Consider the following 12,369-nt stretch of genomic DNA (forward strand, 5'->3'; position numbering starts at 1 on the left):
CTAACAGACCGCGAAGCCACGCCCCTTTCGCGGAGAATGCCACCATGACCACCCCCCTGCGCCTGGGCCTTGCCGGGCTCGGCACCGTCGGGGCCGGCGTCGTCAAGATCGTCGCCGCCCGCGCCAACCTTCTGGCCCGGCGCACCGGGCGCCCGGTCGTCATCACCGCCGTCTCGGCCCGCACCCGCGACAAGGACCGCGGCGTCGACCTCGCCCCCTACGCCTGGGAGGACGACCCGGTGGCACTGGCCCGGCGCGAGGACGTCGACGTGTTCGTCGAACTGATGGGCGGCAGCGACGGCCCGGCCAAGGCCGCCTCCGAGGCGGCCATCGCCGCCGGCAAGGACGTGGTGACCGCCAACAAGGCGATGCTGGCGATCCATGGCCAGGCCCTGGCCGAAGCCGCCGAAGAGGCCGGGCGGGTGATCCGCTTCGAGGCCGCCGTCGCGGGCGGCATCCCCGTGGTCAAGGCGCTGACCGAGGGGCTGGCGGGCAACGAGATCACCCGCGTGATGGGCGTGATGAACGGCACCTGCAATTACATCCTGACCCGGATGGAAAATGCCGGGCTGCCCTACGAAGAGGTTTTCGACGAGGCCAACAAGCTGGGCTATCTCGAGGCCGACCCGACGCTCGACGTGGGCGGCATCGACGCGGGCCACAAGCTGGCGCTGCTGGCCGCCATCGCCTTCGGCACCAAGGTCGATTTCCCCGCGATGGAGCTTGAGGGGATCGAGCGTATCTCGATCGACGACATCCGCCACGCCGCCGACATGGGCTTTCGCATCAAGCTGCTGGGGGTGGCGCAGATGACCGGCCGCGGGCTGGAACAGCGCATGTCGCCTTGCCTTGTGCCCGCCGACTCGGCCCTCGGCCAGTTGCAAAACGCCACCAACATGGTGGTGCTGGAGGGCGACGCGGTGGGCCAGATCGTGCTGCGCGGCGCCGGCGCGGGCGAGGGCCCGACGGCCAGCGCGGTGATGTCCGACGTTCTCGACATTGCCCGCGGCATCCGCGTGTCGACCTTCGGCGCGCCCGCCGCCGGGCTTGAGACCGCGCGGCCCGCAAGGGTGGCCGCGGCCGCGCCCTATTACCTGCGCATGGAATTGCAGGACAAGCCCGGCGCGCTGGCCAAGGTCGCCACGGTGCTGGGCGAGGCCGGCGTCTCGATCGACCGGATGCGCCAGTACCGCCACGCCGAGACCACCGCGCCGGTGCTGATCGTCACCCACAAGACCACGCGCGACGCGCTCGACCACGCGCGCCACGGCTTTGCCGAGACCGGCGTCTTGGTGGGCGAGCCCGTGGCGATCCGCATCGAGTCGGTCTGAGACGAGTCGCCAGCTTGCCCGCGGCCCCCCGCGCGGGCATTAAGAGGGCGCGCACCGGCCAAACAGCATAAGAGGAAAAGCGCCATGTCCCCCCATCCCACCGATTTCAACGACCGCATGCTCTCGCTTGGTCTTGCCCGCGTGTCCGAGGCCGCCGCGCTCGCCTCGGCCAAGCTGATCGGCCATGGCGACGAAAAGGCCGCAGACCAGGCCGCGGTCAACGCCATGCGCGAGCAGTTGAACATGCTCGACATCAACGGCGTGGTCGTGATCGGCGAGGGCGAGCGCGACGAGGCGCCGATGCTTTTCATCGGCGAGGAGGTGGGCACCGGAGAGGGCCCGCCCGTGGACATCGCGCTGGACCCGCTGGAAGGCACCACGCTGACCGCGAAAGACATGCCCAACGCGCTGACGGTCATCGCCATGGGCAAGCGCGGCTCGATGCTGCACGCCCCCGATGTCTACATGGAAAAGCTGGCGATCGGGCCGGGCTATCCGAAAGACGTGGTCTCGCTGGAGATGAAGCCGTCCGAGCGGGTGCGCGAGCTGGCCAAGGCGCGCGGCTGCGGGCCCGACGACATCACCGTCTGCATCCTGGAACGGCCCCGGCATGAAGACCTGATCGCCGACGTACGCTCGACCGGCGCGGCGATCCGGCTGATCACCGATGGCGATGTGGCCGGCGTGATCCATTGCGCCGAGGCCGCGATCACCGGCATCGACATGTACATGGGTTCGGGCGGGGCGCCCGAGGGCGTGCTGGCCGCCTCGGCGCTGAAATGCATGGGCGGGCAGATGTGGGGCCAGCTTCTGTTCCGCAACGACGACGAACGCGGCCGCGCCGCCAAGGCCGGCATCACCGACCTCGACCGCATCTATTCCCGCGACGAGATGGTGAAAAGCGACGTGATCTTTGCCGCCACCGGGGTCACCGATGGCTCGGTCGTGCGCGGCATCAAGCGCGAGCCGGGCTGGCTGACCACCGAGACAATCCTGATGCGGTCCAAGACGGGCTCGGTCCGGCACATGATCTACCGCAACCCCGATAAGTAAAGGGATGGGCGCGGCCTTTCTGGGCGTAGACACGTCGGCCACCGGGCGGCGCTGGGTCGGCCCCGATGCAGAGACCGACCGCCAGGCCGAGCGGCTGGCGCAGCTCGCCCGCCTGCCCGATCCGGTGGCGCGCGTGCTGGCCCGGCGCGGCGTGGCGCCCGAAGAGGCCGAGGCGTTCCTGGCCCCGTTGCTGCGCGATCTGCTGCCCGACCCGCTATCCTTGCGCGACATGGGTCTGGCCGCCGAGCGGTTCGTTCAGGCGCTGGAGCGGCGCGAACGGATCGCCGTCTTCGCCGATTACGACGTCGACGGCGGCGCCTCGGCGGCGCTGCTTTTGTGCTGGCTGGGCGAGATGGGCCATTCGGCCACGCTCTATATCCCCGACCGCATCGACGAAGGTTATGGGCCCAACGTTCCTGCCATGGAGCATCTCGCCCGCGACCACGACCTGATCGTCTGCGTCGATTGCGGCACGCTGAGCCACGAGCCCATCGCTGCGGCCAGGGGCGCGGACGTCATCGTGCTCGACCACCATCTGGGGGCCGAGACGCTGCCGCCCGCGCTGGCCGTGGTCAACCCCAACCGGCAGGACGAAACCGGCGATCTGGCCCACCTGTGCGCCGCCGGCGTGGTGTTCCTGATGCTGGTCGAGGCCGGCCGGCAATTGCGCGATACGGGCAAGCGCGGACCAGACCTGATGGCCTATCTCGACCTCGTGGCGCTGGCCACCGTCGCCGACGTGGCGCCGCTGATCGGCGTGAACCGGGCGCTGGTGCGCCAGGGGCTGACGGTGATGGCCCGCCGCGCCCGGCCCGGCCTCGTGGCGCTGTCGGACGTGGCCCGCATGGACAGCGCCCCCAGCCCCTATCACCTGGGCTTTCTGCTGGGCCCGCGGGTCAATGCGGGCGGGCGGATCGGGCGGGCCGATCTGGGCGCGCGGCTGCTGTCGACCCATGACCCGGCCGAGGCCGCATCGCTGGCCGAGAAGCTGGACCAGCTCAACACCGAACGCCGCGAGATCGAAACCGCGGTGCGCGCAGCGGCGCTGGACCAAGCCGCGGCGCGGGGTCTCGACGGGCCGCTGGTCTGGGCCGCGGGCGCGGGCTGGCACCCCGGCGTCGTGGGCATCGTCGCCGCGCGCCTGAAAGAGGCGACGGACCGCCCCGCCGTGGTGATCGGGCTGGAGGGCGGCGAGGGCAAGGGCTCGGGCCGGTCGGTCGCCGGCGTCGACCTCGGCGCGGCGATTCAGCGCCTGGCGGCCGAGGGGCTGATCACCCGCGGCGGCGGGCACAAGATGGCCGCCGGGCTGACTGTCGCCGAGACCGATATCGAACCCGCGATGGCGCGGCTGGGCGAGTTGCTGGCGAAACAGGGGGCCGGCGCCGCGGGCCCGGCCGACCTGCGCCTCGACGGTCTCCTGATGCCCGGTGCCGCGACGGTGGACCTGATCGCGCAGATCGAAACCGCAGGCCCCTTCGGCGCCGGCGCGCCCGCCCCCCGCTTCGCCCTGCCCGACGTTAAGATTGCCCATACCCGCAAGGTCGGCGAAAGCCATCTCAAGCTGACCATCGCCGACGGGCTGGGCGCGCGGCTGGACGCCATCGCCTTCGGTGCCTTCGACGGGCCGCTGGGGCCGCTGCTGGAGGGCCATGGCGGCGCGCGGTTCCATCTGGCGGGCCGGCTGGAGATAAACACCTGGGGCGGACGGCGCCAGCCCCAGCTGCGCCTCGAAGATGCCGCGCGGCCCTGACCGAAACCGGCGCGATTTCTGCAAAAAGCCTCTTGCGCAGTCCCGGCAATTTTTCTAGGTAACGCGTCACGCACCGGCATGGCCCGTTCGTCTATCGGTTAGGACGCCAGGTTTTCAACCTGGAAAGAGGGGTTCGATTCCCCTACGGGCTGCCACCTTATCCGGCACGCATTCCAGACATCTCCGCCAGTCGCCCCATGGGGGGCCTAGCCGGTTTCGGTCCGGCCGCGACGGTCGCTGCGCAGGTTGGCGTAAAGCACGTGGTTGCGCCAGCGGCCGTTGATCTGCAGGTAGCTTTGCGCGACCCCCTCATACTTGAAGCCGCATTTTTCCAGCACCCCGCGCGAAGCGGCGTTCTCGGGCAGGCAGGCGGCCTCGATCCGGCTGAGATCGGCCAGCACGAAGGCATGGTGCACGACCGCGTCGATCGCCTCGCGCATGTAGCCCTGCCGCGCGAAGGGCCGGCCGATCCAGTACCCCAGCGTGCCCGACTGCGCCGGACCCCGGCGGACATTGTCGAGCGTGATCGCCCCCAACAGCACCTCGTCCTCGCGCCGCACCAGAAAGAGCGGCACGGCCGAGCCCGCGGCCTGCGCCCGCTGGGCCCAGTAGACGCGATTGGTAAAGGCCTTGCGGCTGAGGTGGTCGTCGGCCCAGGCCGGTTCCCACGGCTTGAGGAAATCGGCCGAGGAAGCGCGCAGCGCCGTCCACGGGCGAAAATCGGAATGGGTGGGCGGACGCAGCGTCATACGCTCGGTCTCGATGCGGACCTTCCTCCGCCGCCCGATCATCAGGCCGCGAGCCTGCCCTGCAGCGCATCAAGCGCCGGCGCCCCCTCGACGGGCCCGTAAAGCGCGAGCGCCGCCCGGCCGCTGGCCGCCAGACGCTCGGCAAAGCGGCGGACATCGTCGGTCGAGACCGCGTCGATCTGGGCGATCGTCTCCTCCAGCGCGGGAACGCGGTCCCATATCGCCGCGAGGCGCGCCAGACGCTCCGCCCGGTTCGACGGGCTTTCGATCCCCATCAAGAGCCCCGCCTTCATCTGCGCCCGCGCGCGGGCCACCTCTTCGGGGCTCATGTCCTGGGCGGCGCGGGCCAGTTCGGCCATGGTCAGCTGCGCCAGATCGCCCAGCTGCGACGCGCCGGTGCCGGCGTACAAGGTGATCAGCCCGGTATCGGCATAGGCACCGGCCTGGGCGAAGACGGTATAGCACAGGCCGCGTTTTTCCCGCAGCTCCTGGAACAGCCGCGAGGACATGCCGCCGCCCAGCGCGGTGGTGTAGACCTGCGCGGTGTAGATGCCGGGGTCGCGGTAGCCGGGGCTTTCGAAGGCCATTGCCAGGTGGGCCTGCTCCAGCGGGCGCACGACGCGCCGCTCTCCGCCCGAAAACCGGGCCTGCGCCACGATGGTTTTCTCGGCCGGTGCGAGGTCCCCGAAATACCGCTCGGCCAGACGCACGATCTCGTCGTGATCGACGGCGCCGGCAACCGAAAGGATCATCCGCTCGGGCGTGTAGCGTCGTTTGATGAAGCTCAGCAGGTCGTCGCGGGTAAAGCCGCGCACCTTTTCCGCCGCGCCGAGGATCGAGCGGCCAAGCGACTGGTCCGGATAGGCAACCTCTTGCAGCCAGTCGAAGACCACGTCGTCGGGGGTGTCCAGCACCTGCGCGATCTCTTGCAGGATCACCCCGCGCTCGACCTCGATCTCGCCGAGCTCGAACAGCGGGTTGAGCAGGAAATCGGCGATCACGTCGATGGCCAGCGGCACGTCCGCCTCCAGCACGCGGGCGTAATAGGCGGTCATCTCGCGGCCGGTATAGGCGTTGATATAGCCGCCCACATCCTCGATCGCCTCGGCGATCTCCAGTGTGCTGCGCCTTTTGGTGCCCTTGAAGGCCATGTGTTCAAGGAAATGGGCGATGCCGTTTTCGGCGTCGCTTTCGTCGCGCCCGCCAGAGGTGATCCAGACGCCGACGGCGGCCGATTTCATGGACGGCATACGCTCGGTAACGATACGGAACCCGTTGTTCAGCCGGTGCAACTCGACACTCAAGCCGCGCGCCTTTCCTTGATGAGGGCCTCTATCGCGCTCAAGTCGTTTTCGACGGCCGTCACGCGCTCCGACCGCTCATACAGGTCCGCCATGCGAATGGGAAGGGGGGGGCGCGTGCCGGTGGCCGCCTCGACCGCGTCAGGAAACTTGGCCGGGTGCGCGGTGGCCAGCGTGATCATCGGCGCGCCGCCCAGGGGCTGTTCGCCCGCCACCTTCACGCCGACGGCGGTATGGGGACAGATCGTCTGGCCAGTGGCGGCATGGGCGGCGCGGATCGTCGCGCGGGTTTCCTCTTCCGAGGCGCGGCCCGAGGTATAGGTTTCGCGCAGCGCCTCCAGCGCGCCCTGAGAGATGGCAAAGCCGCCCTCCTCTTTCAGCGCCTGCATCTGTTGCGCCACCGCCGCGCCGTCGCGCCCGTAGGCCTCGAACAGCGCGCGCTCGAAATTGGAACTCACCTGGATATCCATCGACGGGCTGATCGAGGGGGTCACCCCCTGGGTCTGGTATGCCCCGCCGGCCAGCGCCCGGTGCAGGATGTCGTTCTGGTTGGTGGCGATCACCAGCCGCTCGATCGGCAGGCCCATGCGCCGCGCGATGTAGCCCGCGAAGATATCGCCGAAATTGCCCGTGGGTACGGTAAAGCGCACGGCCCGGTGCGGCGCACCGAGGCTGACGGCGGAGGTGAAGTAATAAACCACCTGCGCCAGCACCCGCGCCCAGTTGATCGAATTGACCGCCGACAGGCCCACCGCATCGCGGAAGGCGAAATCGTTGAACATGTCCTTCACGCGGGCCTGGCAATCGTCGAAATCGCCCTTGAGCGCCAGCGCGTGGACATTGGCCTCGCCCGGCGTCGTCATCTGCCGGCGCTGCACCTCGCTGACGCGGCCTTCGGGAAACAGGATGAACACGTCCACATTGTCGAGCCCGCGGAACGCCTCGATCGCCGCGCTGCCGGTGTCTCCGGAGGTGGCGCCGACGATGGTCACGCGGTTGCCGGTGCGCTCCAGCGCCGTCTGGAACAGCTGGCCGATCAGCTGCATGGCGAAATCCTTGAAGGCCAGGGTCGGGCCGTGAAACAGCTCCAGCAGAAAGTGGTTTGACCCAAGCTGGACCAGCGGCGCGCGGGCGGCATGGCCGAAGCCCGCATAGGCCCGCGCGATGATCGCTTCGAACTCCGCATCGGTGAAGCTCTCGCCGATAAAGGGGCGCATCACGCGAAACGCCGCGTCCTCGTAGCTGAGCCCCGCCAGCCCCGCGATGTCGCCCGGCGCCATCGCCGGCACGGTCTCGGGCACGTAAAGCCCGCCATCGCGCGCGAGCCCGGTCAGCATCGCCTCTTCGAAACTCAGAACCGGGGCCTGCCCCCGGGTGGACACATAACGCATCAGATCGGCCCCTTACGCGGTTCGCCGCCTGATACGCCAGACAAGCAGCGCTGTCATCCCCAGCCAGAGCGCGGCCAGCGAAAACCAGGTGATCGCGTATTCACGGTGATCGTTTGGAATGCCCGAGCTGTCGACGGGCATCGGGCTGACACCCGCCACGGGCGGGGTGACCTCGCGCGCCACGATCAACACCGGTTCGGTGGAAAGCGCCGCGGCCATGGCGGCCACGTCTCGGGCGAAGAACAGATCGCCCTCGGGCGGCGGTGTGAAACCGTCGACCTCGTCGGGCCAGTGCAGGTTGCCGACGATCCGCGCGGAGCCTCGCGGAAGTGGCGCCTCGCCCTCGTCCATCCTGCGAAAGCCCAGATCGGCCAGCACGCGCCGCCCCCCGGTCTCGAACACCGCGATCAGCCGGTGCCCGGGCCCGCGCAGCTTGACGCTGGTCAGCACGAAGACCTCCTCGCCCGTCAGCCTGCCCTGGGCGACGACGGGCAGGTATTTATCGGCCGCCTCGGAGGGGGCCGCGGGCAGTGCCACCGGCGCGGCTCCGATCCGCGCGTCGATCTCGGCGAGCACGCCCTCTTTCCACTCCAGCCGGTGCAACTGCCAGACCCCCAGCCAGATCAGGATCGCGGCCCCGGCGAACCCGAAAAGAAGCGGTGCGATCAGTCGCCGGATCATCGCGGTGTCTCCCGAAGGGATGGGGCAGGCCGCAGCCGGCCCGGTGCCGGCCCGGTGCCGGTTACGGTGCCGAAAGCTAGGGCTTCGGTCCCGGCGCCGCAACCGCATCCTGCCTATCAGCACCGCCGTCTGGGCGAGCGGCAGGACGGGCCAGCCACGCCAAGCCGGCCTTGGGCGACCGAGCGGACACCCGTATTGCGGCCGCGCTGGGGGGCTCTGCCCCCCGTCCTTCGGACTCCCCCCGGGATATTTTGGGCCAGAAGAAGCCTCTGCCTACTTCTTCTTGGTCCAAATACCCATGCGGTCCACCATCGCCCCGAGTGGCAATGGCGCGGGCGAAACGCCCCCGGCGGGTCGCGTTGCGAAGCACGGCGAAACCGATTTCCGCAACGGGTGCAATGGCGCAGCTCCGAGATCGCAAGGTCGGGTCCGTTCCGTCGCGCCCCCGCCCCACAAAGAAAAGGCGCGGCCTGCGCCGCGCCCTTGTCCGTCAATACGGAAAGATCCTCGCTAGCTGCCCCAGATGTAGATCGCACCGAACAGGAACAGCCACACCACGTCGACGAAATGCCAGTACCAGGCCGCTGCTTCGAACCCGACGTGGTTGTCCGGCGTGAAATGCCCGCGGAAGACACGCATCAGGCAGACGGTCAAGAAGACCGTCCCGATGATCACATGCGCACCGTGAAAGCCCGTGGCCATGAAGAAATTGGCGCCGTAGATGTTGCCGGAGAAGCCGAAGGCCGCGTGGCTGTACTCGTAGGCCTGGAAGAAAGTGAACAGCGCCCCGAGGATGATCGCCAGGATCAGCCCGTTCTTGAGATCGCGCCGGTTGTTGTTCTCTTCCACCAGCGCATGGTGCGCCCAGGTCGCCGCCGCGCCCGAGCACAGCAGGATAAGCGTGTTGATCAGCGGCAGGTGCCAGGGATCGAAGGTCTCGATCGTTGGGGGCGGCCACTGTCCCTCGGAAAACGTCGCCATCGGGTACATGGCATGCTTGAAAAAGCTCCAGAACCAGGCGGCGAAGAACATCACCTCGGACATGATGAACAGGATGAACCCGTAGCGCAGGCCGATGCGCACCACCGGCGTGTGATCGCCCGCCTCGCCCTCGACGATGGTATCGCCCCACCATTTCCACATGGTGACGAGTACCGCCGCCACCCCGATCAGCAGCATCCACGGCCCGTTGCCGTGCATCGCCATCACCGCCCCGAAGAGCATGATGAAGGCCCCGACAGCGCCGACGAACGGCCAGATCGAGGGGGTCAGGATGTGATAGTCGTGGTTCTTTTCATGCGCCATCTGTCGCGCTCTCCCCTTCTGACCTCAATTGACGGGGTCGCCGGGCCGGGTGCCCAGCGCCGCCTGCTCTTCGGGCAGGTCTGTTTCATGGAACGTGTAGCTCAGCGTGATCGTGTGGACGTATTTCGCCTCGCGGTCCTCGACGATCTCGGGATCGACGTAGAAGGTGACCGGCATCTGCGCCGTCTCTCCGGGCTGCAGCACCTGCATCTGGAAGCAAAAACAGTCGATCTTGGAAAAGAAGGCGCCGGCCGAATAGGGCGTGACGTTATAGCTGGCAGTGCCGGCGATCACCCGGTCGGTGGGGTTGTGCGCCTCGTAAAAGGCAAGACCGGTCTCGCCGATCTTCAGCTCCATCTCGCGTACCGCGGGCCTGAACTCCCACGGCATGTCGCGCGCCTTGGAGGCGTCGAAGCGCACCCTGATCGTCCGGTCGAGGATCACGTCCGAGCCCGCCGTGGCGACATTTGTCTCGCCGCCATAGCCGGTGACGCGGCAGAACAGGTCGTAAAGCGGGATCGCCGCCCAGGCCATCGCCCCCATGAAGGCGATGACGCCGACCAGCCGCAGCGCCGTCTTGTGGGTGGCCCGGTCGCTCATTCGCCCTCCGCCGGCAACAGAGCGGGGCGCACCGAATGGTCGTAGCCCTGGATATTGCCGCCCCCCGACACCTTGGCCAGCGTCAGCCCGAAGACGACGGCGACAAAGACCGCCAACGCCAGCCCCACCCCGAGGTTTCGACCAAATCGGCGCTGGTGAATCTCGTGATCTTCGCGGAACGTCATGCCCAGCCTCCCAATCCGAACGGCGCCAGCGCCGCCTCGGCCATCAGCGCCAGGAAATGGGCGAAGAGGTAGGTCAGCGACAGGCGGAAGAAACGTTTCTCGACCATGTATTTGTCGGCCTCGGCCTCGGGCGTTGTGCGGCGCCAGATGCGCCAGGCGCCCCGCAGGAAGCGCGCGTTCAGCACCAGCGCGGTGGCCAGGTAGACCGGCCCGCCGATCGAGGTGAAGGCGAGGCCAATGGCCAGCGCCGCCAGAAGCACGGTGTAGATGAAGACCTGAAGCCGCGTGTGGTCGTGGCCGTGGGTCACCGTCAGCATCGGCACCTTGGCGTCGGAATAATCGGTCTTCATGAACAGCGCGAGCGCCCAGAAATGCGGCGGTGTCCACAGCATGATCAACGCGAACATCAGCACGCTTTCGAGGCTCACGCCGCCTGTTGCAACGGCCCAGCCGATCATCGGCGGGAAGGCCCCGGCGGCCCCGCCGATCACGATGTTCTGCGGCGTCCAGCGCTTCAGCCACATCGTGTAGACGACCAGGTAAAAGAAGATGGTGAAGGCCAGCAGCGCCGCGGAGAACAGGTTCGCCGCCAGCCCCAGCATCATCACCGACAGGCCGGACAGCGCGAGGCCCAGGCCCAGCGCCTCGCCCGGCGAGACCTTGCCCGCGGGCACCGGCCGTTTGGCCGTGCGCTTCATCACCGCGTCGATATCGGCGTCCCACCACATGTTCAGCGCGCCCGAGGCCCCCGCCCCCACCGCGATGAACAGGATCGCGGCGAAGCCGACCATCGGGTGCACCGGCACCGGCGCCACCACCAGACCGGCCAGCGCGGTGAACACCACCAGCGTCATGACCCGCGGCTTCAACAGCTTGAAATAGTCGTGAAAGCTCGCCTCGGGGCGTTGCTCCAGCACGGTCACGGTTGCGTCGCTCATACGGCCCTCCCCAGCCAGGTGGCGCGCCGGGATGCCGGCGCGGCGGTGTCTAGTTGGCGGCGAGCGTCACGTCGCGCGGGCGGCCGGCATAGGCCTCGGCCGCGCCCTCCAGCCACGCGTCGTACTGCTCTTGCGTGACGGCCTTGACGGTGATCGGCATGTAGGCGTGCTGGATGCCGCAAAGTTCGGAGCATTGGCCGAAATAGATGCCCTCCATGCCCGGTTCGACCTCGAACCAAAGCTCGGCCAGGCGCCCAGGCACCGCGTCCTGCTTGACCCCGAAGGCGGGCACCGTCCACGCATGGATCACGTCCGCGCCGGTGACCTGCACCACGACGGTCTTGCCGGTGGGCACGACCATGGCCGTGTCGGTGGCCAGAAGGTATTCGCTTTCATCATAGCCATAGGCGGCCAGATCCTCTTTCGGCAGCATGAAGCTGGAAAACTGGATCCCCTCGTCGGGGTATTCGTAGCCCCAGTACCACTGGTAGCCCGTGACCTTGATGTTGATATCGGCCTCGGGCATCTCCTGCTGCTTGAACAGCACCGGCAACGAGAAGGCCCCGATGAAGATCAGGATGACGATCGGCACCGCCGTCCAGGTGATCTCCAGCGGCGTGTTGTGGGTAAAGCGCATGGGCGCCGGGCTCATCCGCCGATTGTAGCGGACGATCACGATCAGCAGCAGCAGCATCACAAGCGCGGAAATCGCGCCGATGATGTAGATCAGCATCCCGTCGAGCCATTGCAGATCGCGGGCAAGTTCCGTCGCGGCGGGCTGAAAGCCCATGCCCTTGGGATGCGGCTTGCCGATGACCTCCAGCCCCGTCAGCGCCTCTTCCTGCGCCGACGCCGCCGTCGCCAGGATCGCACCGCTTAGCCCGGCCAAAACTCCGCTCAGCCCGTTCACACGTGCCATAGTCACTCCCTGGTTCCCTGCGGCGGCTTTTTCCGCCATCCTGCCGGCATCCCGGGGCGCACCTCGGAATACCGTTGTATCCCGGCCAGACGAAACCATATTCACCGGAGCGACACAAGGGAAACGTGCGGCGAGTTGCCGCAAGATCAGCCCGATCGAAAAAGCC

The 12,369-nt window shown here is 68.1% G+C and carries 12 protein-coding genes and 1 tRNA gene; 4 read left to right on the forward strand and 9 right to left on the reverse strand.

Annotation, left to right across the window (positions count from 1 at the left end; genetic code table 11):
• Positions 1-44 precede the first annotated feature (44 nt).
• The 4 genes from Ga0609869_RS14925 to Ga0609869_RS14940 all read left to right on the forward strand — a co-directional run bounded on the left by Ga0609869_RS14925 (position 45) and on the right by Ga0609869_RS14940 (position 4,289).
• Positions 45-1,331 carry a homoserine dehydrogenase gene (locus Ga0609869_RS14925; protein ID WP_125403725.1) on the forward strand — a complete coding sequence of 429 codons (1,287 nt, stop codon included), beginning with the start codon at positions 45-47 and terminating at the stop codon, positions 1,329-1,331.
• An 84-nt stretch (positions 1,332-1,415) separates the two neighbouring features.
• Positions 1,416-2,384: a class II fructose-bisphosphatase gene (glpX, locus tag Ga0609869_RS14930; RefSeq protein ID WP_125403726.1), complete on the forward strand. Its 969-nt coding sequence runs from the start codon at positions 1,416-1,418 to the stop codon at positions 2,382-2,384.
• Between the two features lie 4 nt (positions 2,385-2,388).
• Entirely contained in the window at positions 2,389-4,134 is a 1,746-nt protein-coding gene (gene recJ / locus Ga0609869_RS14935; protein WP_125403727.1) for a single-stranded-DNA-specific exonuclease RecJ, read from the forward strand.
• 80 nt (positions 4,135-4,214) lie between these two features.
• Positions 4,215-4,289, forward strand: a tRNA-Glu gene (locus Ga0609869_RS14940).
• Positions 4,290-4,340: 51 nt separating this feature from the next.
• On the opposite strand, the gene Ga0609869_RS14945 is transcribed toward Ga0609869_RS14940, so the two are convergent.
• The 9 genes from Ga0609869_RS14945 to coxB all read right to left on the reverse strand — a co-directional run bounded on the left by Ga0609869_RS14945 (position 4,341) and on the right by coxB (position 12,203).
• Positions 4,341-4,925 carry a GNAT family N-acetyltransferase gene (locus Ga0609869_RS14945; RefSeq protein WP_125403728.1) on the reverse strand — a complete coding sequence of 195 codons (585 nt, stop codon included), beginning with the start codon at positions 4,923-4,925 and terminating at the stop codon, positions 4,341-4,343.
• Positions 4,925-6,187 (reverse strand): M16 family metallopeptidase, encoded by a 1,263-nt coding sequence (locus tag Ga0609869_RS14950; RefSeq protein ID WP_125403729.1) that lies wholly within the window; start codon positions 6,185-6,187, stop codon positions 4,925-4,927. The genes Ga0609869_RS14945 and Ga0609869_RS14950 overlap by 1 nt, the downstream gene beginning before the upstream one ends.
• On the reverse strand, positions 6,184-7,575 hold the full coding sequence (gene thrC, locus Ga0609869_RS14955) for a threonine synthase (protein WP_125403730.1): 1,392 nt from the start codon (positions 7,573-7,575) through the stop codon (positions 6,184-6,186). The genes Ga0609869_RS14950 and thrC overlap by 4 nt, the downstream gene beginning before the upstream one ends.
• A 12-nt stretch (positions 7,576-7,587) precedes the next feature.
• Positions 7,588-8,256 (reverse strand): SURF1 family protein, encoded by a 669-nt coding sequence (locus Ga0609869_RS14960; protein WP_125403731.1) that lies wholly within the window; start codon positions 8,254-8,256, stop codon positions 7,588-7,590.
• Between the two features lie 510 nt (positions 8,257-8,766).
• Positions 8,767-9,561 carry a cytochrome c oxidase subunit 3 gene (locus Ga0609869_RS14965; RefSeq protein WP_125403732.1) on the reverse strand — a complete coding sequence of 265 codons (795 nt, stop codon included), beginning with the start codon at positions 9,559-9,561 and terminating at the stop codon, positions 8,767-8,769.
• Positions 9,562-9,585: 24 nt separating this feature from the next.
• Positions 9,586-10,161, reverse strand: coding sequence for a cytochrome c oxidase assembly protein (locus Ga0609869_RS14970; RefSeq protein ID WP_125403733.1), 576 nt, complete (start codon positions 10,159-10,161; stop codon positions 9,586-9,588).
• Positions 10,158-10,346, reverse strand: a complete 189-nt coding sequence (locus Ga0609869_RS14975) for a cytochrome c oxidase system small membrane protein (protein ID WP_125403734.1) — start codon at positions 10,344-10,346, stop codon at positions 10,158-10,160. The genes Ga0609869_RS14970 and Ga0609869_RS14975 overlap by 4 nt, the downstream gene beginning before the upstream one ends.
• Positions 10,343-11,284: a heme o synthase gene (cyoE, locus tag Ga0609869_RS14980; RefSeq protein WP_125403735.1), complete on the reverse strand. Its 942-nt coding sequence runs from the start codon at positions 11,282-11,284 to the stop codon at positions 10,343-10,345. The genes Ga0609869_RS14975 and cyoE overlap by 4 nt, the downstream gene beginning before the upstream one ends.
• A 49-nt stretch (positions 11,285-11,333) precedes the next feature.
• Complete coding sequence (coxB, locus tag Ga0609869_RS14985) at positions 11,334-12,203, reverse strand: cytochrome c oxidase subunit II (protein ID WP_125403736.1); 870 nt, start codon at positions 12,201-12,203, stop codon at positions 11,334-11,336.
• Positions 12,204-12,369 lie beyond the last annotated feature (166 nt).

Source organism: Rhodovulum iodosum (assembly GCF_041020385.1).
Classification (GTDB): Bacteria; Pseudomonadota; Alphaproteobacteria; order Rhodobacterales; family Rhodobacteraceae; genus Rhodovulum; species Rhodovulum iodosum.